Annotated in this window: 23 protein-coding genes and 3 tRNA genes; 8 read left to right on the top strand and 18 right to left on the bottom strand. The window is 68.6% G+C overall.

The features are described 5' to 3' along the window. The first annotated feature begins 126 nt into the window (after positions 1–126). Complete coding sequence (locus HD599_RS17770) at positions 127–780, top strand: hypothetical protein (RefSeq protein ID WP_184240114.1); 654 nt, start codon at positions 127–129, stop codon at positions 778–780. Next, a complete protein-coding gene (locus HD599_RS17765) occupies positions 780–995 on the top strand; it encodes a helix-turn-helix domain-containing protein (protein WP_184240112.1) in 216 nt (71 codons plus the stop codon). The genes HD599_RS17770 and HD599_RS17765 overlap by 1 nt, the downstream gene beginning before the upstream one ends. On the opposite strand, the gene HD599_RS17760 is transcribed toward HD599_RS17765, so the two are convergent. The 3 genes from HD599_RS17760 to HD599_RS17750 form a co-directional block, all read right to left on the bottom strand. Continuing rightward, the gene (locus HD599_RS17760) at positions 992–1,585 is read right to left on the bottom strand and encodes a hypothetical protein (protein ID WP_184240110.1); all 594 of its coding nucleotides are present in this window, start codon (positions 1,583–1,585) and stop codon (positions 992–994) included. The genes HD599_RS17765 and HD599_RS17760 overlap by 4 nt on opposite strands. A 20-nt stretch (positions 1,586–1,605) precedes the next feature. Continuing rightward, positions 1,606–1,788: a hypothetical protein gene (locus tag HD599_RS17755; RefSeq protein WP_184240108.1), complete on the bottom strand. Its 183-nt coding sequence runs from the start codon at positions 1,786–1,788 to the stop codon at positions 1,606–1,608. A gap of 113 nt (positions 1,789–1,901) precedes the next feature. Then, complete coding sequence (locus tag HD599_RS17750) at positions 1,902–2,039, bottom strand: hypothetical protein (RefSeq protein ID WP_184240106.1); 138 nt, start codon at positions 2,037–2,039, stop codon at positions 1,902–1,904. A 25-nt stretch (positions 2,040–2,064) separates the two neighbouring features. On the opposite strand from HD599_RS17750, the gene HD599_RS17745 reads away from it, so the two are divergent. Continuing rightward, a complete protein-coding gene (locus HD599_RS17745) occupies positions 2,065–3,042 on the top strand; it encodes a pirin family protein (protein WP_184240104.1) in 978 nt (325 codons plus the stop codon). Positions 3,043–3,124: 82 nt separating this feature from the next. On the opposite strand, the gene lysS is transcribed toward HD599_RS17745, so the two are convergent. Both lysS and panC read right to left on the bottom strand, forming a co-directional pair. Continuing rightward, complete coding sequence (gene lysS, locus HD599_RS17740) at positions 3,125–4,615, bottom strand: lysine--tRNA ligase (protein ID WP_184240102.1); 1,491 nt, start codon at positions 4,613–4,615, stop codon at positions 3,125–3,127. A gap of 58 nt (positions 4,616–4,673) precedes the next feature. After that, positions 4,674–5,513: a pantoate--beta-alanine ligase gene (gene panC, locus HD599_RS17735; RefSeq protein WP_184240100.1), complete on the bottom strand. Its 840-nt coding sequence runs from the start codon at positions 5,511–5,513 to the stop codon at positions 4,674–4,676. Positions 5,514–5,615: 102 nt separating this feature from the next. On the opposite strand from panC, the gene HD599_RS17730 reads away from it, so the two are divergent. Next, complete coding sequence (locus tag HD599_RS17730) at positions 5,616–6,032, top strand: ASCH domain-containing protein (RefSeq protein WP_184240098.1); 417 nt, start codon at positions 5,616–5,618, stop codon at positions 6,030–6,032. On the opposite strand, the gene HD599_RS17725 is transcribed toward HD599_RS17730, so the two are convergent. From HD599_RS17725 to tilS, 11 genes are all read right to left on the bottom strand, one after another. Beyond that, the gene (locus HD599_RS17725) at positions 6,033–6,743 is read right to left on the bottom strand and encodes a Rossmann-like and DUF2520 domain-containing protein (protein WP_184240096.1); all 711 of its coding nucleotides are present in this window, start codon (positions 6,741–6,743) and stop codon (positions 6,033–6,035) included. Further along, on the bottom strand, positions 6,740–8,338 hold the full coding sequence (locus HD599_RS17720; RefSeq protein ID WP_184240094.1) for a PH domain-containing protein: 1,599 nt from the start codon (positions 8,336–8,338) through the stop codon (positions 6,740–6,742). Before HD599_RS17720 ends, HD599_RS17725 begins: the two co-directional genes overlap by 4 nt. Continuing rightward, positions 8,335–8,820: a PH domain-containing protein gene (locus HD599_RS17715; RefSeq protein ID WP_184240087.1), complete on the bottom strand. Its 486-nt coding sequence runs from the start codon at positions 8,818–8,820 to the stop codon at positions 8,335–8,337. Before HD599_RS17715 ends, HD599_RS17720 begins: the two co-directional genes overlap by 4 nt. Next, a complete protein-coding gene (locus HD599_RS17710; protein ID WP_184240079.1) occupies positions 8,817–9,299 on the bottom strand; it encodes a DUF3180 family protein in 483 nt (160 codons plus the stop codon). The genes HD599_RS17715 and HD599_RS17710 overlap by 4 nt, the downstream gene beginning before the upstream one ends. Beyond that, entirely contained in the window at positions 9,296–9,823 is a 528-nt protein-coding gene (gene folK, locus HD599_RS17705) for a 2-amino-4-hydroxy-6-hydroxymethyldihydropteridine diphosphokinase (RefSeq protein WP_221420543.1), read from the bottom strand. The genes HD599_RS17710 and folK overlap by 4 nt, the downstream gene beginning before the upstream one ends. A 34-nt stretch (positions 9,824–9,857) precedes the next feature. Continuing rightward, on the bottom strand, positions 9,858–10,229 hold the full coding sequence (gene folB, locus HD599_RS17700; RefSeq protein ID WP_184240077.1) for a dihydroneopterin aldolase: 372 nt from the start codon (positions 10,227–10,229) through the stop codon (positions 9,858–9,860). After that, a complete protein-coding gene (folP, locus tag HD599_RS17695; RefSeq protein WP_343062151.1) occupies positions 10,226–11,131 on the bottom strand; it encodes a dihydropteroate synthase in 906 nt (301 codons plus the stop codon). The genes folB and folP overlap by 4 nt, the downstream gene beginning before the upstream one ends. Further along, positions 11,121–11,702 (bottom strand): GTP cyclohydrolase I FolE, encoded by a 582-nt coding sequence (gene folE / locus HD599_RS17690; protein WP_184240075.1) that lies wholly within the window; start codon positions 11,700–11,702, stop codon positions 11,121–11,123. The genes folP and folE overlap by 11 nt, the downstream gene beginning before the upstream one ends. 6 nt (positions 11,703–11,708) lie before the next feature. After that, positions 11,709–13,718, bottom strand: a complete 2,010-nt coding sequence (gene ftsH, locus HD599_RS17685; RefSeq protein ID WP_184240073.1) for an ATP-dependent zinc metalloprotease FtsH — start codon at positions 13,716–13,718, stop codon at positions 11,709–11,711. 112 nt (positions 13,719–13,830) lie between these two features. After that, positions 13,831–14,382 carry a hypoxanthine phosphoribosyltransferase gene (gene hpt, locus HD599_RS17680; RefSeq protein WP_184240071.1) on the bottom strand — a complete coding sequence of 184 codons (552 nt, stop codon included), beginning with the start codon at positions 14,380–14,382 and terminating at the stop codon, positions 13,831–13,833. Positions 14,383–14,401: 19 nt separating this feature from the next. Further along, entirely contained in the window at positions 14,402–15,454 is a 1,053-nt protein-coding gene (gene tilS / locus HD599_RS17675) for a tRNA lysidine(34) synthetase TilS (RefSeq protein WP_184240069.1), read from the bottom strand. 46 nt (positions 15,455–15,500) lie between these two features. On the opposite strand from tilS, the gene HD599_RS17670 reads away from it, so the two are divergent. After that, positions 15,501–15,992: an inorganic diphosphatase gene (locus tag HD599_RS17670; RefSeq protein WP_184240061.1), complete on the top strand. Its 492-nt coding sequence runs from the start codon at positions 15,501–15,503 to the stop codon at positions 15,990–15,992. Positions 15,993–16,117: 125 nt separating this feature from the next. On the opposite strand, the gene HD599_RS17665 is transcribed toward HD599_RS17670, so the two are convergent. Further along, complete coding sequence (locus HD599_RS17665) at positions 16,118–17,512, bottom strand: C40 family peptidase (RefSeq protein WP_184240059.1); 1,395 nt, start codon at positions 17,510–17,512, stop codon at positions 16,118–16,120. A gap of 15 nt (positions 17,513–17,527) precedes the next feature. Continuing rightward, entirely contained in the window at positions 17,528–18,886 is a 1,359-nt protein-coding gene (locus HD599_RS17660) for a M23 family metallopeptidase (protein WP_184240057.1), read from the bottom strand. Between the two features lie 262 nt (positions 18,887–19,148). Between HD599_RS17660 and HD599_RS17655 the strand changes: the two genes are divergently transcribed. The 3 genes from HD599_RS17655 (at position 19,149) to HD599_RS17645 (ending at position 19,456) form a co-directional block, all read left to right on the top strand. Further along, positions 19,149–19,221, top strand: a tRNA-Glu gene (locus tag HD599_RS17655). Positions 19,222–19,244: 23 nt separating this feature from the next. Beyond that, a tRNA-Asp gene (locus HD599_RS17650) sits at positions 19,245–19,318 on the top strand. A gap of 62 nt (positions 19,319–19,380) precedes the next feature. Beyond that, positions 19,381–19,456: transfer RNA gene (locus HD599_RS17645), tRNA-Phe, on the top strand. Positions 19,457–19,519: the final 63 nt, after the last annotated feature.

The following is a 19,519-nucleotide window of genomic DNA, read 5'->3' as shown; positions in this document are numbered from 1 at the left end:
GCGTGTCGCAACGGTGGCCATACCCCGTTCGCCCAGCGTCTATGTGAGAGGGACGCCTTGACGACAATGGGAATGGACCCTAGGTTAACGATAATCGTTGTTATCGACAATCGTTAGGAGCCGCCCATGTCGGCACGCGGATCATCGCAGGAACCCTCGCCCGTCGTCGCCCCCTGGGGCAAGTGGGACCGGGTGGGAATCTGGATCATCCTCGGCGGGGCCGGCCTGGTCGCGCTCGGTTCACTCGTGGGCGGCACCTCGCGTGTGGTGCAGGCGCTCACTACCGGAACGCACTTCCTCACCATGAGCGTGCAGACCCCGTTGCCGGCGGAGGCCGATACGGGTGCGGCACTCCTGCTTCGCGGCAACTACGAGAGCGCGTTCGTCGCCGTCACCAATCTGACGGGCGGTACAACCGCTCTGCTGATCGCGTCGGACATGCTCGGAGTGGTCACCGCGACATCCGTAGCCCTGAGTTTTGTCTACCTGGCATGGCGACTGCTCAAGGCCATGCCGTTCGTGCGGTCCTTGAGCATCGCGTTCAGCATCGCCGGCAGCGTCCTCGCGCTCGGCAGTCTGGTCGGGCAGTTCCTCGGCGGGTTCGGCCGCTGGCAGGTCGCGCTCGAGTTGGGACCGGGCGGGGAAGAGACCGACCCGTTCTGGCCGCTCATCCTGACAGTGGATCCGGCGCCGATCGGGTTCGGGTTCGCGCTGCTCGTGGTGGCGAGCGCCTTCTACTACGGCGACCGCCTCAGCCGCGAGACCGAGGGCCTGGTCTGATGGGGGACGACGACACCGGCATCCACTGCCGGCTCGACGAGTTGCTGGCCGAGAGAGGGATGACGCTCACGAGGCTGAGCGAGCTGGTGGGGGTGAGCATCGTCAACCTGTCGGTGCTCAAGAACGACCGGGCAAAGGCGATCAGGTACTCGACGCTGTCGGCGATCTGCGATGCGTTGGAGTGCGAGGTGGGGGAGTTGCTGGTGCGGGGCTAGAAGTCGAAGCCTCCGCCGAAGTCTCCGCCACCGAAGTCTCCACCGCCGAAATCTCCGCCACCGTCGGCGGAGGCATCCGCGGAGTCGGCGCTTGCGGTGTCGTCGGCCGCGGCATCCTCACCGCTCGCATCTGCACTGCCCGTGTCTGTCGGGAGGAACGCGCTCACGAGAGCCGACCCGATGACGTAGCCGGCGACGGTGCCGAGCAGCGAGCTCGCGACCATGCTGCCGAAGCCCATTCCGCCGCCGCCCATGGAGCGTTCCATGGTGCCGGGCTGGCGGAGTTCGGAACGGGTGGCCGAGGTGGCGAGTGCCGCCGCGTCGCTCGAGCGGGGCGCGTCACCCTGGGGTGCGTTTTTGCTCAGCTCGGTGAAGAGCAGTTCGCGCTGCTCGGGGGTGAGCTTCGAGAAGGCCTCGCGGTGCACGCCCTCGATCGTCTCGGGCGGAGCCGTGCGGAGGAGGTAGCGGTAGCGCTCGACCGCGATCTCGTCGTCGCTGCGCTGGGACTGCCGACCCTGCGCCGGCTGAGCCTGGCGCTGCGAAGCGGTGTCGTCGCTGTTGGTTCCGAACAGTCGGTCAAAGAATCCCATGGGATATCCTTCCGGTTGTACTACTGCTGTGCAGCGCGTTCCGCCTCGAACTTGGCGCGTTCTTCGAGCTCGATCTCGGCGTACACCTTGCGCTCGGTACGGTCGGCTCGGACGATGGCCCGCATGACGAACCAGAAGATGAGCCCGACCAGGATGGTCGGAGCGAGGGAGTAGGCGGCATTCGCCCAGAAGTTTTCGAGCACGGGTACAGAGTACTTCGTATGGTCAGCGCACGAGAGTGATGACGGCGATCACAATGATGATTCCCAGCAGGCCGACAGTGGTCAGCAGGCGCGAGGTCTTGCGGTTCATGGCCCTAGCCGTTCGCGATGATGCCGACGATGCCGGTGACGAGGAAGTACGCACCCACGCCGCCGACGGCGATCCAGATCGCGATGCGCGCGAACGACGTCTCTTTTTTCTTGCCGTCGTCGGGAAGTTTCAGATCGCTCATGAGGCATGAGTTTACGCTTGTTCGTATGAGCAACTTGGAGAAGGAGCCCCTCGAGTTGCTCGAGGAGGCCGGGCCGAGGCCCGCAGGCCGCATCGAGCTGCTCGAACCGCGCGATGTGCCGCTCGGCGGGCCGCGCGCGATGAACGTGCGCCGCACCCTCCCCCAGCGGTCCCGGTCGCTCATCGGCGCCTGGTGTTTCGTCGACCACTACGGCCCCGACCTCGTGGCCGAGCGCGGCGGAATGGTCGTGCCACCCCACCCGCACACGGGGCTGCAGACCGTGAGCTGGCTGTTCGCCGGCGAGATCGACCACCGCGACAGCGTCGGCAGCCACGCGCTCGTGCGGCCGGGCGAACTCAACCTGATGACCGCGGGCAGCGGCATCGCGCACTCCGAGGTGTCGACCGACGCCACGACCGTGCTGCACGGCGCGCAGCTGTGGCTCGCGCTGCCCGACGCGACCCGGCACACCGCGCCGGCGTTCGAGCACTACGCACCGCCGGCACTCGACTTCGACGGCGCCACCGTGCGCGTATTCCTCGGGTCGCTGCTGGGCAGCACCTCCCCCGCTCTCGCTTTCAGCCCGATCGTCGGGGCGCAGATCGATCTGCCCGCGTTCGCCTCGGTCGACCTCCCCGTGGACGCGGCGTTCGAGCACGGTGTTCTGCTCGACACCGGCTCGGTCGCGGTCGACGGCGAGGACGTGCCGCTCGGGCATCTCGCGTATCGGGCGCCCGCGTCATCCACTCTTCGACTCGTCGCCGGACCCGAGGGTGCCCGCCTGCTGCTGATCGGCGGCACGCCCTTCGGCGAGAGCATCATCATGTGGTGGAACTTCATCGGCCGCACGCACGACGAGGTCGTGCGCTTCAGGACCGAATGGCAGGCGGATGTCGTAGCCGGCGCCCGCGACGACGGACGGTTCGGCGTCGTGGCCGGGTATCCGGGGCGGCCGTTGCCCGCGCCGGAGCTGCCGGGGGTGCGGTTGAAGCCGCGGGGCTGACAGCGGGGTGAGCCTGTCGAAGCCGGGAGGGTTCGACAGGCTCGAGGCGTGTGGTTTCGACCGGCTCAACCCGCTGGGGTTGCTACTTGACGAGGGGGAAGAGGATCGTCTCTCGGATGCCGAGGCCCGTGATCGCCATGAGCAGGCGGTCGATGCCCATGCCCATTCCGCCGGACGGCGGCATGCCGTGCTCGAGGGCGCGCAGGAACTCCTCGTCGAGACGCATGGCCTCGAGGTCGCCCTTGCTCGCGAGCAGCGCCTGCTCGACGAAGCGCTCGCGCTGGATGACGGGGTCGACGAGCTCGGAGTACCCCGTGGCCAGCTCGAAGCCGCGAATGTAGAGATCCCACTTCTCGACGACGCCGGCCTTGGAGCGGTGTGCGCGAACGAGGGGGCTGGTCTCGATCGGGAAGTCCATGACGAATGTGGGCTTCACGAGCGAATCCTTGACGAAGTGCTCCCACAGCTCTTCCACGTACTTGCCGTGGTTCGCGAGGTGGACCTCGACGCCCTCCTTCTCGGCGAGCGCCTTGAGGTCGTCGAGGCTGGTCGCGGGGGTGATCTCGATGCCGGAGGCTTCGGAGAGCGACTCGTACATCGAGATGCGGTCCCAGTCACCGCCGAGGTCGAAGGCTGTGCCATCCGCCCACTGCACTGTCATCGACCCGCTCACGGCGATGGCCGCATTCTGGATCATTTCCTGCGTGAGGTCAGCGATCTGGTTGTAGTCGCCGTAGGCCTGGTACGCCTCGAGCATCGCGAACTCGGGCGAGTGGGTCGAGTCGGCGCCCTCGTTGCGGAAGTTGCGGTTGATCTCGAAGACCCGGTCGAGGCCGCCGACGACGGCGCGCTTGAGGAAGAGCTCGGGCGCGATGCGCAGGAAGAGCTCGGTGTCGAAGGCGTTGGAGTGCGTGACGAACGGGCGGGCCGAGGCGCCGCCGTGCATCGTCTGCAGCATCGGGGTCTCGACCTCGAGGTAGTCGTGCTTGGCGAAGGTGTCGCGCAGGGACGCGTTCACGGCCGCGCGGGCCTTGACCACGAAGCGGGCCTGCTCGCGCACGATGAGGTCGAGGTAGCGGCTGCGCACGCGGGCCTCGTCGCTGAGGTCGGAGTGCAGGTTGGGCAGGGGCAGGATCGCCTTGGCGGCGATCTGCCAGTCCTTGACCATGATCGACAGCTCGCCGCGGCGGCTGGAGATGACCTCGCCCGAGACGAAGACGTGGTCGCCGAGGTCGACGAGATCCTTCCAGCGCTGGAGCGATTCCTCGCCCACCTCACCGAGGCTCACCATGGCCTGGATGCGCTGGCCGTCGCCGGCCTGCAGTGACGCGAAGCAGAGCTTGCCGGTGTTGCGCGAGTGGACGATGCGGCCGGCGAGTCCGACGATGTCACCCGTGGTGGAGTCGGTCTCGATGTTCTCGTAGCGCTCGCGGACCGCGGCGATGGTCGTGGTGACCGGCACCGAGACCGGGTAGGCCTCGCCCTCGGCGATGAGCCGCTCGCGCTTCGCCAGACGGATGAGCTTCTGTTCGCTCTGTTCCTCGGCGGTCAGTTCGGCGTTCTGCTCAGTCACTACGTCTCCTGGTGCTGCTGGTGGTCAACGCTCCATGGTAGCCGGGGGTGCGCGCGAACTAGCCGCCGAGGTGGATGAGCTCGTTGTCGATGAGGCGGGTGTCGCCGACGCGGGCGGCGATGAGCACGCGGGCCTTGCCGCGGTAGTCGTCGTCGACGGGCAGGAACGTGGCCGGGTTCACCACACTGAGGTAGTCGAGCAGCACGAGGTTCTCGCCCATCAGCACCGACTGCGCGGCAGCGAGCACCGCGTCGATGCCGCGGTCGCCCGACGACTGCGCGGCCTCGAGCGCGGTCGACAGCGCGAGGGCCGCGCGCTTCTCGCGGTCGTCGAGGAAGCGGTTGCGGCTGGAGAGCGCGAGACCGTTGTCTTCACGCACGGTCTCGACGACCTCCACCGAGGTCGCGATGTTCAGGTCGGCCGTCATGCGCTGCACGAGGAACACCTGCTGCGCGTCTTTCTGGCCGAAGAGCACGAAGCGCGGGCGCACGATGCCGAGCAGCTTGGCGACGACGGTGAGCATGCCGTCGAAGTGTCCGGGGCGCGACCGGCCCTCGTACATGGTGCCCACCGCGCCGGCGGTCACCTTGGTCTCGCTCGAGCCGCCCGGGTACATTTCGGCGACGGATGGCGCGAAGACGAACTCGACGCCCGCCGCTTCGAGCTTCACGAGGTCGTCGGCGAGGGTGCGGGGGTAGCGGTCGAGGTCTTCGCTCGGACCGAACTGCAGCGGGTTGACGAAGATCGAGACGACGACGGTCTCGGCGAGCTCGGTCGCGCGGGTGACGAGCGCGAGGTGCCCGTCGTGCAGCGCGCCCATGGTGGGGACGAGGGCGACGGTGCGGCCCTCGAGCGCGGAGCGGAGTTCTTCGATCGTCTCGACGACTGTGACGGACACGGTGGAACTCCCTGGTGCTTGACTCGCGGCCACCTGCGGATGGCCGACTATCGATGGTACTCGCGGGGTTGCGGCTGTGACGACGGCCCGTACGCTCGATGCATGTCTTCCGAATACCCCGTCGTCGAGTTCGCCTTCCCCGGCCCGCTGCGCGACAAGCTCGTCGCCGCGATCCTCGACGGGTCGAAGACCTCGACCACGTCGACGCTCGTCGAGTATTCCGTGGAAGACGAGCCGCTGCCCGCGGTCGGCACCCGGCAGACGGTGATCGACTCCGACGACAAGCCCGTCGCCGTCATCGAAACAACGGCGGTCGAGGTCGTTCGGCTCGCCGACGTCGACCTGCGTCACGCGGTCGACGAGGGCGAGGGCTACACGACGGTCGCCGAGTGGCGCACCGCACACGACCGCTACTGGCACAGCGAGCCGATGCGCGCCTACCTCGGTGACGACGCGTTCACGGTCGACGACGACACCGCCGTCGTGCTCGAGCGGTTCCGGTTGGTCGAGACGCTGTAGCTACTCGAGGAAGCGCTCGGGCGGCGTCGCGACACCCTGCAGCGCGGTCTCGACCGAGGATCGCACGAGCGGGCCGAGGAAGCGCCCCGGGGCGTCGATGCCGAGGCCGTCGAGCAGCCCGACCGCCTGCTGCACGATCGCGGTCGAGAAGCTCGTCGCGGTCTCGATCGCCTCGGCGTACGCCGCGCGGTCGGCCTCCGCGACGATGATCGGCTCGGCTCCCATCTCGACGACGAGCGCCTGCCCGATCGGCTGCACGGGCGTCGGCGCCGTCACGGCCGCGTAGCTCTCGGCGAGACGCACGAGGTCGAGGCTGGTGCCGGTGAAGACCATGGCGGGGTGCACCGCGAGCGGGATCGCGCCCGCCGCCATCGCCGGGGCGAGCACGGCGGTGCCGAGCCCGGGTGCGGTGTGCAGCACGAGTTGCCCCGGCTGCCAGGCGCCGACCGCGGCCAGACCGGCGACGAGCGACTCGAGCTGGTCGGACGGGACCGCGAGGATCACGAGTTCGCTGCGCTCGATGAGCGTGGGGATCTCGAGCACCGGCACGCCCGGGAGCATGGCTTCCGCGCGGTCGATACTGCTTTGGGATGTCGCAGAGATGCCGACGATCGCGTGGCCGGCGCCGGCGAGCGCGGCGCCGAGGACCGGGCCCACCCGTCCGGCGCCGATGATGCCGACGCCGAGGCGGCCGGAGCGTGAGGTGGTCATTCGCGGAGGCTTTCGGGGGTGGGGGTTTCGACAGGCTCAACCGGCTGCGGGGACTCGGCGGCGCGCCAGCGGTGGCTCGTGTCGATCGAGGAGGAGAGGATCGCGGCATCCGCCACGTCTCTGAAGAACCGCACGGCCTCGACGCTGTCGACACCGTTCAGCGACGGCACGATCGGCCCGGCGACCGTGTGCACGCGCAGAGACGCGAGCCGCAGCGACCGGGAGACCGGGCCCTGGTGCATGCCGACGCTCTGCATGCGCGCTTCGGGCACGATCGTGAGCTGGCGCCAGACCGCTCCCTGCCGGAGCACGACGGCGCCGGGCAGCATGGCGAAACCGTTGCGGCGCCAGGAGAACCAGAGCCAGACCCGGGCGCGGCGCGGCGAACTCGTGAACCCCTCGGTCGCACCGCGCGCGATCATGCCGCGTTCGAGCAGCGCGACCGTCTCGACGTCGGTGAGGTCGGGAAGCACGAGCGCGAGCACCTTGCGCACGTCGTCGAGGTTGCCGACCGGCAGGATCGTGGTGTTGGCCTGTCCCGCGGCACCCTTCGCCGAGGAGGTCGAGGCGCGGTTGACCTTGATCTCCCACCAGCCGAACGGACGCCAGAGCAGCGGCTGGGTGACCTGCACCGAGTGGATGCGGCCGGGAGGCAGCGTCTCGTTGCTGGTCGAGAGCAGTCCGAAGCCGATGCGCACGCCGTCGGGTGTTCCGGCGATGCTGTAGCGCAGCGACCGGGTGAAGCGGGAGACGTAGAAGCTGCCGGTTCCGATAATGGTGGGCAGCACGCCGATGAGGAAGAGGAACGAGCCGGTGGCGGCGACCGCCCAGCCGAGTCCGACGATCAGCGCGATCACGAACAGGGTGAAACCGCTGAGCAGGAGCGACCCGATGAGGCGCCCGAGGTGCATCGTGACGACCGACTCGGGCGGGGCGAGGTCGGGATCGCGCTCGGGTGCGAGCAGTTCGGTGACGCGCTGGTCGATCAGGTGCGAGACGGCAGCGCCCTTCGGGATCGGCTGGCCCGCGGCATCCGCCCCCTGTATTTCTGCCTCGACCTGGGCGACCGCGGCCGCCACCTTCGTGCCCGACGCGAGGCGCAGGATCTCGCGTCGCAGTTCGTCGGCCGACCCGGAGGTGAGGTAGTCGAGCTTGATGTTCGCGTCCTGCCCGGCGACGTTGACCTCGAGGCGGGCTGCGCCGAACAGGCGGGCGAAGAACGGGCGGGCGATGTTGATGCCCTGGATGCGGTCGAGGCGTCCCTTGCGGTTGCGACGGAAGACGACACCGCTGCGCACCTCGACGACCTCGTCGGTGATGCGGAACGTGTTCATGCGCCACGACAGGTAGTAGACGACGACGATGACGACGAGTGCCACAACGACGGCGAGGATGCCGAGTCCGAGGTAGCCGCTCTCGTACAACCAGACCAGCGGTTCGCTCTGGCCGCCCCGGCCGCCGAACAACATGTCGATGAAGATGTCGCGCAGGTTGACGATGATGATGCCGAGGATGGCGACGAAGGTGATGCCGCCACGCAGCAGCGGGGTGAGCGGGTGCAGGCGGTGCCACTCGCCGTCGGTGAACGTGGTCACAGCCCGGCCCTGCGGCTCTCGGCCAGGGCGACGAGGCGGTCTCTCAACTCCTCGGCATCGGCTTCGGGCAGGCCGGGAATGGTGACACCGGTTGCCGCGGCGGCCGTGACGAACTTGAGTTCGGCGAGGCCGAGCAGGCGGTCGAGCGGCCCGCGGTTGATGTCGACGAGCTGCATGCGCCCGTAGGGCACGGCCACAAAACGCTGGTACAGGATGCCGCGGCGGAACAGCACGTCGTCGTCGCGTAACTGGTAGCCGATGGCCCGCACGCGGCGGGGAGTGAGCGCGATGGTGACGACGAACACCACCGCGATGGCGGCGACCACGAACCAGAGCCAGCTGATGCCCACGAAGTAGGCGACCGCGGAGCCCGCGCCGACCATGATGACCGCGAAGACGATGTAGCCGACGACGTCGACGACGATGTAGCGCGGCGAGACGCGGCGCCAGGTGATTTCGGGGAGGTCGAGCCTGTCGGTCACACGTGGTCCTGACTCGCGGGGAGGTGGGTGCTGTCGTCGTCGTCGCTCGGGGGCAGCGTACACATCTTCTCGGCCACGAGCCCGCCGACGAGCAGCAGCACGCCGGCGACGACGGTGGCGACGGAGAGCCCGAGGGAGGCGGTCGGCGGGGTGACCGACCGGGTGAGCAGGTAGACGAGGATCGCGACGGCGGCTCCGCCGAGCAACGCGCCGGTGATGCTCGTGGCCTTGGCGAGCAGAACGACGCGGGTCGCGTAGAACGGGTCGATGCGCGACTTCGCTGTGCCCCGGACGACGCGGAATACCGGCAACGCCATCACGACGACGATCACGGCGATGAGGGCGAGGGCCGCGGCGAGCGTGACCGGAGGGATGAACGTCGCCCGCCCGCTCGCGACGAGCGCGGTCTCGAGCAGCCAACCGAGCGCGGCGCCCAGCAGGGCGACGGCGACGAGGAGGGAGGGTCGGGTTCTGGTCACAGGAGAGGCCTCGCCGGATAGGGGTGCACGTCGTCAAGCCCGGCCGCGGGCAGGGCGTCGACCCGGCCGTGCCGCAGCAGACTCGCGAGCGGTTCGATCTCGAGCCACGGCACGAGAACGAATCCGCGTTCTGCCGCGCGGGGGTGGGGAAGGGTGAGCCGGTCGGTGTCGATGCGGAGCCCGCCGAAGTCGACGATGTCGATGTCGAGCGTGCGGTCGCCCCAGCGCACGTCGCGCACCCTGCCGTGGTCGTGCTCGATGGTGTTGATCGCGCTGAGCAGTTCGTCGGGGTCGAGGCTGGTGCGGATCGCGACGACCGCGTTCAGATAGGCGGGCGCCTCCTCGTCGACACCGTCGAGCTTGACCGCGGCCGATTCGACGAGCGAGGATGCCGCGATGACGACGACCTCGTCGAGCGCGGCGATCTCGGCGACGGCGGCACGGATCGTCGCCTCACGGTCGCCCAGGTTGCTGCCCAGCGACAGCACGGCGGGGAGTTCCACGCGGAGTCGCTGTTCGCGCATCAGCAACTCCCCGCGCTCACGGACAGCCCCGCGCTCACGATCGCGCCCGGGTAATGGTCACGGCGACGTCGTCGAACGGAACCGTGATCGGCGCGCTCGGCTTGTGTACCGTCACGGTGACGAGCTGCACGGCACGGCGCTCGAGCACGACCTGGGCGATGCGCTCGGCGACGGTCTCGATCAGGTCCACCGGGTCGCGCTCGACCGCGGCGACGACGTCTTCGGCGAGTTCGCCGTAGTGCACCGTGAGCTCGAGGTCGTCGCCGGCCGCCGCCGCCGCGAAGTCGAGGTGCACGACGACGTCGATGACGAAGACCTGACCGTCACGTCGCTCGTTCTCGAAGACGCCGTGGAAGGCCGACGCCCGCAACCCCGTCAGGGTGATGGTGTCGAGGGGTGCGCTCACGCGGTGGCCCCGGTTTCCCACGCGGTCCACACGGCGAGGGCAGCACGGGTCGACTCGACGTCGTGCACGCGTACGCCCCACACGCCGGCCTGCGCGGCAAGAGCGCTGACGATGGCCGTCGCGGGGTCGCGGTCGACCGGGGTCGCGTCATCCGGCAGCAGCCCGCCGAGGAAGCGCTTACGGGAAGCACCGATGAGCACGGGGAAGCCGAGGCTCTCGAGGCGGTCGATGTTGCCGAGCAGTTTCCAGTTGTGCTCGGCGGTCTTCGCGAACCCGAGGCCGGGGTCGACGATGATGCGCTTCTCGTCCACGCCCCAGATGATGAGCTCGGCGACCCTGCGCTGGATCTCGGTGCGTACGTCGCCCACGACCTCGTTGTACCGGGCGAGCTCGTCCATGTTCGCGCTGTGCCCGCGCCAGTGCGAGACGATGTAGTCGACGTCGAGCCCCGCGATGGTGCGGAACATCTCGTCGTCCGCCAGCCCGCCCGAAACGTCGTTGACGATCGTCGCGCCGGCCTCGACGGCGGCGACGGCGGTTGCCGAGTTGACGGTGTCGATACTGATCTGGATGCCGCGATCGGCGAGTGCACGCACGACGGGGATCACGCGCTGCTGTTCCTCGTCGGGGGAGATGCGCTCGGCCCCGGGACGGGTGGACTCGCCACCGACGTCGATCAGGTCGGCACCCTGCTCGTGCAGGAGCGCGGCGTGGGCGACGGCGTCGTCGACGGTGTTCCACCGGCCGCCGTCGCTGAACGAGTCGGGGGTGACGTTGAGAATTCCCATGATGCGCGGGCGGGGGCGGGGGGTGCGTCGCACCAGCACCATGTCGGTACCCGCGACATCGCTGTTCCGATGGTCGCTGTCCCGATATTCACCGGTTCGATAGTCAGTGCTCATGCCGGCCGCCTCCGATCAGCGAAATGATCTCCGCTCGTGCACTAGTTTCGCTCAGTACTCCACGGCTTGCCAGAGTGACCGTCGAACTCGTGGTCTGACGGGGGCCTCTGGTAGTGACGCACTGGTGCACGGCGTCGAGGACGACGAGGATGCCGCGTGGCTGCAGCCCGCTCTCGAGCGTGTCCGCGATCTCCTCGGTCAGCCGCTCCTGCAACTGCGGGCGCGCGGCCAGGGTGTCGACGACCCGGGGCAGACTGCCCAGACCGACGACCTTGCTGCCCGGCACGTAGGCGATGTTGGCCGTGCCGATGAACGGCAGCAGGTGGTGCTCGCAGATGGAACGGAACTCGAGGTCACGCACGATGACGACCTCGCCGAGTTCGCCCGGCTCGAGGTCGACCGACTCGGCCAGGTGGCTGAGCGGGTCGACCGCGAGTCCGGCGAAGAACTCGGCGTAGGCCGAGGCGACCCGGTGCGGGGTCTCCTCGAGGCCGGGCCTCGTGACGTCCTCGCCGATCGCGGCGAGAATCTCGGCGACCGCCGCTTCGATGCGTTCGGTGTCGACGGCCATTTCTGCTTAGGCGGTCGCGATGCCGGGCGTCTTGCGCGGACGCGGGGTGCGCTTGGGCGTCTCGGCCGGCGGCTCGGAGTCCACGCCGCCGTCGACGACCTCGGGGTCGATCGGAAGCTTTGCGGGCACCTTCACGGGAGGACGGTCGGAGAGCGGACGCTTCTCGCTGGAGAGCCACTGCGGGCGCTCCGGCAGCTTCTCGAGTCCCTCGAAGATCTCGGCCAGCTGGTTGTGGTCGAGGGTCTCCTTCTCGAGCAGTTCGCTCGCGAGGTTGTCGAGCACGTCGCGGTTGGTGTTGAGCACCTGCCACGCCTCGTCGTGGGCCTGCTCGATGAGCACGCGCACCTCGGCGTCGATGGTCTTGGCGACCTCGTCGGAGTAGTCGCGGCTGGCACCCATGTCTCGGCCGAGGAACGGCTCGCCGGCGGTGAGGCCGAGCTTCACCGACCCGACGAGCGAGCTCATGCCGTACTCGGTGACCATGCGGCGCGCGATCGACGTGGCCTTCTCGATGTCGTTGGAGGCACCGGTGGTCGGGTCGTGGAAGACGATCTCTTCCGCGACGCGGCCGCCCATGGCGTAGGCGAGCTGGTCGAGCAGCTCGTTGCGGGTGACCGAGTACTTGTCCTCGAGCGGAAGCACCATCGTGTAACCGAGGGCGCGGCCGCGGGGAAGGATGGTGACCTTCGTGACCGGGTCGGTGTTGCGCATGCTCGCGGCGGCGAGGGCGTGACCGGCCTCGTGGTACGCGGTGATGAGCTTCTCTTTGTCGTTCATCAGGCGCGTGCGGCGCTGCGGGCCGGCCATGACGCGGTCGACGGCCTCGTCGAGGGCACGGTTGTCGATGAGCTGGGCGTTGCTGCGCGCGGTGAGCAGCGCTGCCTCGTTGAGCACGTTGGCGAGGTCGGCACCGGTAAAGCCCGGGGTCTTGCGCGCGAGCACTTCGAGGTCGACGCCCTTGGCGAGGGGCTTGCCCTTGCCGTGGACCTCGAGGATCTGCTTGCGGCCCTGGAGATCGGGGGCGTCGACGCCGATCTGGCGGTCGAAGCGGCCGGGACGCAGGAGGGCGGGGTCGAGCACGTCGGGACGGTTGGTCGCGGCGATCAGGATGACGTTCGACTTGACGTCGAAGCCGTCCATTTCGACGAGCAGCTGGTTGAGCGTCTGCTCGCGCTCGTCGTTGCCGCCGCCGACACCGGCACCGCGGTGGCGGCCGACGGCGTCGATCTCGTCGATGAAGATGATGGCGGGCGAGTTCTCTTTCGCCTGCTGGAACAGGTCGCGCACGCGGCTCGCACCGACACCGACGAACATCTCGACGAAGTCGGAACCCGAGATCGTGTAGAACGGCACTCCGGCCTCGCCGGCGGTGGCGCGGGCGAGCAGGGTCTTACCGGTTCCGGGAGGGCCGTACAGCAGTACGCCCTTCGGGATGCGGGCGCCGACGGCGAGGAACTTGGCCGGCTCCTTCAGGAAGTCCTTGATCTCCTCGAGTTCTTCGATCGCCTCGTCGGCGCCGGCGACATCCTCGAAGGTGACCTTGGGGCTCTCTTTACCGACGAGCTTGGCCTTCGACTTGCCGAACTGCATGACCTTCGAGCCGCCACCCTGCATGCGGCCGATGAGGAAGTAGAAGATGACACCGATGATGAGGAAGGGCAGCAGGATGCTGAGCAGGGACGCGAAGAAGTTCGTCTGCGGGACCTCGTCGCTGTAGTCCTTGAGGTCGGCGGCGGTGATCGCCTCGACGACCTCGGTGCCACGGGGCGCCACGTAGTAGAACTGCACGAGCTTGCCGTTGTCCCCGTCGGCCTTGGTGAGCGTGAGGTCGACCCGCTGCTCGCCGTCGACGATCTTGGCCGATTCGACGGTGTTGCCGTCGAGCAGGGCGAGGCCGTCCTTGACCGAGATCTCCTTGAAACCGGAGCCGGTCAGCAGGCTGGAGCCCACGATGACCGCGATGATGGCCACGACGATATAGACGATCGGGCCACGAAAAATTCGCTTGAAATCCATGATGTTCCGGGCAGAGACGCCCAGCACCTTCCTGCTCAGAAACGTATGGTCAGGTTACTGCCTCGGCGCTGGATGGCCGCTGCATGTTCGCCGAAGGCGGATACCTGACGGATTACGCGTAGACGTGCGGCGCCAGCACCGCGATACCGCGCAGGTTGCGGTACTGCTCGGCGAAGTCGAGGCCGTAGCCGACGACGAACGCGTTGGGGATCTGGAAGCCCTCGTACTTGACGTCGACGACGACCTTCGCCGCTTCGGGCTTGCGGAGCAGCGCGCAGATTTCGACCGATGCGGCGCCGCGGCTCTCGAGGTTGCCGCGCAGCCAGGAGAGGGTGAGGCCGGAGTCGATGATGTCCTCGACGATGAGCACGTGACGGCCGTGCAGGTCGGTGTCGAGGTCCTTGAGGATGCGTACGACGCCCGAGGACTGTGTGCCGGAGCCGTACGACGAGACGGCCATCCAGTCCATTTCGATCGGGATGGTGAGTTCGCGCGCCAGGTCGGCCATGACCATCACCGCGCCGCGCAGCACTCCGACGAGCAGCACCTTCTCGCCCGCGTAATCCACCTCGATGCGGCGGGAGAGCTCGGCGATCTTGGCGTGGATCTCCTGCTCGGTGTAGAGGACCTCCGCAATATCGTTCTCGACGTCACTGAATTCCATGGTGGTTCCGTTCGTAGTTCTAGGCCGGGGATGTTCCGGACTCGGCCGCGCTGAAAATCAGCAGGCCATCGCGCCGTTCAACCCTAATGCCCGGCAGGTCGAGCGGACCCTGCCCGTGCCAGTCGGTGACCAGCCGCGCGACCTCCAGCGTGTGGGCGCGGCTGAGCGCGATGTGGAACTCGCTCGCGACCGCCAGCCGGATGAGCCGCTGGCGCAGCGCCGGCGGGTTCGCCTCGAGCGCGCGCACCGGCAGGGAGATGCCGGCCTCGGCGATGTCGGCGAGCTCTTCGGCGATCTCCTCCGCGAAGTGGTCGAGCGCGTCGGAGTCTTCGCGCAACTGGTCGGCCGTGCGCGCGAGCGCCTCGGCGATGCCCGGGCCGAGCTCCGACTCGAGCATCGGCAGCACACTCCGTCGCACGCGCACGCGGGTGTACGCCGGGTCGTCGTTCTGCGGGTCGGCCCACGGATCGAGCCCGGAGTCGGCGCAGAACTGCTCGGTCTGCACGCGGCGGATGCCCAGCAGAGGGCGGGCGTAGACACCGGCCACAGGCGCCATGCCCTGCAGGCTCGTCGCGCCGCTGCCCCGCGCCAGGCCGAGCAGCACCGTCTCGGCCTGGTCGTCGAGGGTGTGGCCGAGCAGCACCGTGGTCGCGCCGACCTCGGCGGCGGCCGCGGCGAGTGCCCCGTAGCGAGCGGTGCGCGCGGCGGCCTCGGGACCGCCGTCGGTGCCGACGGTCACGGTGCGGACGAGGACGGGATCAAGACCGAGGGATGTCGCGGCTCGCGCGGCGGCGGCCGCGGCATCCGCGGAGCTGTCTTGGAGTCCGTGGTCGACGATCACGGCGCCCGCGCGTAGCCCTGCCCGCGGTGCCTCGAACGCGGTGGCCGCGGCGAGGGCGAGCGAGTCGGGGCCGCCGGAGAGGGCGACGAGGACGAGCCCTTCGGTCCCTGAGCCTGTCGAAGGGTCGGCGCTTCCGGGCCCTTCGACGAGCTCAGGGACCGGCAATGCCGAGCGCACCGCGCGCCGGATATCGGCGATGGACGGGGTAAGTCTCGGGCGCGATGGTTGCATCCAGTAACGTTATTGCAGCAATCAACAAACCAAGGAGCGCTAAACCATGGCCGCCTACGATGCGATCATCGAAATTCCCAAGGGAAGCCGCAACAAATACGAGGTCGACCACAAGACGGGCCGGGTCTACCTGGACCGCGTGCTCTTCACCGGTTTCGTCTACCCCACCGACTACGGATTCTTCGAGAACACGCTGGGCCTCGACGGTGACCCGGTCGACGTTCTCGTGCTCCTCGACTACCCGCTCTTCCCCGGCGTCGGCGTCTCGGTACGCCCCGTCGCTGTCTTCAACATGACCGACGACGGCGGTTCCGACGCCAAGGTCATCGCGGTTCCCGCGACCGACCCGCGCTGGGCGCACATCCAGGATCTGAGCGACATCCCGGAATACACCCGCAAGGAGATCGAGCACTTCTTCGAGCACTACAAGGATCTCGAGCCCGGCAAGTGGGTCCGCACCGAGGGCTGGGGCGACGCTGCCGAAGCCGGCGAGATCGTCGAAGCCGGCATCGCGAAGCTCGCTGCCGAAGGGCACTGAGCCTTCTAGCTACCTCAACGGTGGTTGAGTGGGACCGTTCGCGGCCCGCTCAGCCGCCGTTTTCGGGTTAAGGGCGAGGGGTTCGATACGGGCCGTAGACGGCCCTGCTCGACCACCGAGGGGAGTTAGACGGGGCGGCCGGCGTAGGACTGCAGGTCTGCACCGCGGACTCCGACGATGCGCACGGCCACGCCGGGGCGCGGGGCCTCGATCATCTGGCCGTTACCGATGTAGATGGTCACGTGGTACAGCCCGCTGCCATTGCCGTAGAACAGCAGGTCGCCGGCCGCACGCTGGTCGACCGGCACGAGCTTCCCCGCCGCCGACATGGTGTTGTACTGGCTGGTCACACCGTGGCTGCCGATGTAGACGCCGGCGGATCCGTAGCTGGTCTTGGTGAGCCCCGAGCAGTCCCAGCTGCCGGGCCCCGCGCCGCCGAACTCGTAGGGCTCGCCCAGCTGGGCGACGGCGAAGGCGATCGCGGCGGCGACCGTTCCACTCGTGCCCGGCACGGCCACGGGAGGAGCGACCACGACGGGCGGAGCGACAACGACGGGCGGAGCGACCACGACGGGGGGAGCGACGACGACCGGCGGGGTGACAACGGGGGTCTCAGGCACGGGCTCGGCGCTCGGCGTCGGGGAGGCGCTCGGTGTGGGCGTACCGGCATCCGGGGTTTCGGCCCCGGGCGCGTCGGGCGTCGTCGGCGCGGGAGTGGCTGCCGGCGGGTTGGCCGCGTTCTGAGCCGCCTCTTCGGCCGCGCGCTGGGCCGCCTCGAACGCGACGCCGTTCAGATAACCCTGCTGGGCAGCCTCGGCACTGCCGGTGAGGGCGGAGAGCTGGGCGGTCAGATTGTCAGCCGTCACCGTCTGGGCGGCGATGCGCTCTTCCGCCTCGGCAGCGGCGGCGTTCGCCTCGGCGAGAACGGCCTCGGCCTCGGCCGCGAGCTCCTCGCGCCCGGTACGGGCGATCGTCGCCTGGTCGGTGAGCGCCTGCGCCGTGTTGCGGTCGGTCTCCGCCTGCCGCAGCACGCGCGCGGACTGCTCGGTGAGCTTGCTCATGGTGCCGAGCTGCGAGAGCAGGTCGTCGGCGTCGGAGCTGTTGACGAGGAGCTGGACGGTGATGTTGCCGCCACCGGTGCGCACGAGCTGCGACACGAGCTGGCCGGCCTGCGATGCCGATTCTTCCGCCGCCGCGGTCGCGGCATCCGCCTCTGCCTGCAGGCTTTCGGCCTTCGAGGTCGCGGTCGCCAGAGCCTCGGCGGCCTGGTTGTAGGCCTCGCCCTTTTCGAGCGCGTCGACGGAGAGCGCGGTTGCCTCGGCCTCGAGGTCGTCGATGAAGTCCTGCACGCGCGCGATCTCCCGGGCGGTCGCCGCCTCGCTGGCGCGGGCCGCGAGCACGTCGTCCCAGCTCGGGTACACCGGATCGGCGTGGGCCGCGCTCGCGGTGCCGAGTACGGCTACGAGCGTCGCGGCGACGACGATGACGGATGCCCGCAGCGGGCGACGGCGCGAGTGCATCAGAGCTCGATCGGACTAGCCAAGGGTGATCCCCTGAGCGCGCATAAAGGGCACGGCGTCGGTGGCGACGTTGTTGACGCGGGTCTCGAAGTGGAGATGGCAACCCGTCGATCCGCCGGTGGTGCCGACGTAGGCGATCAGCTGGCCGGCCTCGACGCGCTGGCCGTCGCTCGCGAGGAGCCCGCCGTTGACGATGTGGCCGTACGCCGTCGAGATGCCGTTGGCGTGGTCGATCTGGATGAAGTTGCCGTAGCTGCCGTACCAGCCCGAGTAGATGACGGTTCCGGCGTAGGCGGCGTAGATCGGGCGACCGCAGGCTGCGCCGATGTCGGTGCCCGCGTGCAGGCGCCAGACGTGGCTGTACGGGTTGAGGCGGTTGCCGTAGCCGCTCGTGATCCCGCCGTAGGCCGGCTTGGCCCAGCCGGTGTTGGCGATCGCGACGGCGCCCGCCGCTGCGGCGGCAGCCCGTGCGGCAGCATCGGCGGCGGCAGCGGCCTGGGCGGCAGCGGCGGCCGCTGCCTGGCGCTGGCGCTCTTCCTCGGCGCGCACCTGCACGCCGACGTTGTAGTCGGCCTCGGTGGCTGCCCGGCGCTCGCTGAGCACGGTGAGCTGCGCATTGAGGTTGGCCTCGTTCTCCTCCTGCGCGGCGACGGCTGCGGCTGCCGCGTCGGCGGCGGCCGTGGCCTCGGCGAGAGCGGCCTCTGCGGCGACCTTCAGTTCCTCGAGGAGGCTCTGGGCGACATCCGCCTGGTCGGCGAGGGCCTGTGCGGTGTTCTGGTCCTGGAGAGCCTTCTGGTAGATGCCGGCGGTCTGCTCGGTGAACTTGTCGGCCATGCCGTAGGAGTAGAGCAGGTCGTCGGCCTGGGTGGCGTTGACGAAGAGGTTGGCGGAGACGTCGCCGTTTCCCGAGCGGTACTGCTGGGCGACGATCTCGCCGGCCTGCTGCTGGGACTGCGCGGCGAGCTTCTCGGCGTCATCCGCCTGGCCCGTCAGCTTCTGGGCCTTCAGCGCCGCCTCTTGGAAGGCCTGGTCGGCCTCCTGGGCGAGAACGCCCTTGGCTTCGGCCTCGGCCTGAGTGCGCTCGACTTCGGCGCGCAGGCTCGCGATGAGGGCGGTGATCTCGGCGATCTGGGCGACGGTCGCGGATTCGCTGGCCCGGGCGTTCTCGACGTCCTGCCAGGTCGGGTAGTCGACGGCGTAGGCCGGGGTCGCGTTGTCGGCGACGATCGTGCCGACGGCAGCGAGGGTGAGGGCGAGCACCACGGCGACGACCCGGGGCGTGCGGCGGCGGGCGGTTGCGGCGGCGGTCTTCGCGCTCGACACGGTCTTCGCCGGCAGAGCGCGCTGAGCCGCTCGATGGAGCCAGGTGGTCATTTTTCCCCGAATCGTGTCTCGACGCCCTTTATAACGCCAGCAACACTGTCAACTTCAATAACAGTAACAACAGACGCCTCGTTACCCCCAAGAGAAGAGGCTACGTTCTTCCTGCCAAAGCTTCAATGCACGATTGAACCTAATCCGTCAGCAGAACAGCGGGGTTTTCCCTCGCCGGAGCGGTTCGAGATTCTCAGTTTGGTGTTTGGGCAAACGACCCGTATGCTTTTCCCTCGGTAGCTATGACAGTTTGTTTGCGCATGGCCCCATCGTTTAGTGGCCTAGGACGGCGCCCTTTCACGGCGTTAACACGGGTTCGAATCCCGTTGGGGTCACAAAACTAACAACTCAATAGCATGGCCCTGTAGCGCAGTTGGTTAGCGCGCCGCCCTGTCACGGCGGAGGTCGCCGGTTCAAGTCCGGTCAGGGTCGCAAAGTTGAATAGCCCATCCGAAAGGGTGGGCTATTTTTCCTAGAGGACTCAGGTTCTCGATGGCCCTGTAGCTCAGTTGGTAGAGCGCACGACTGAAAATCGTGAGGTCACCGGATCGACGCCGGTCGGGGCCACCACTTTCGTCACGCAGATCCTCGCTTCGGCGGGGATTTTCGCGTTAACCGCGGTGTCTGCGCCAC

This window comes from Conyzicola lurida, from assembly GCF_014204935.1.
Classification (GTDB): domain Bacteria; phylum Actinomycetota; class Actinomycetes; order Actinomycetales; family Microbacteriaceae; genus Conyzicola; species Conyzicola lurida.
The sequence above is the reverse complement of the archived record's forward strand: the minus strand, read 5'-3'. Positions and strand labels throughout refer to the sequence as shown.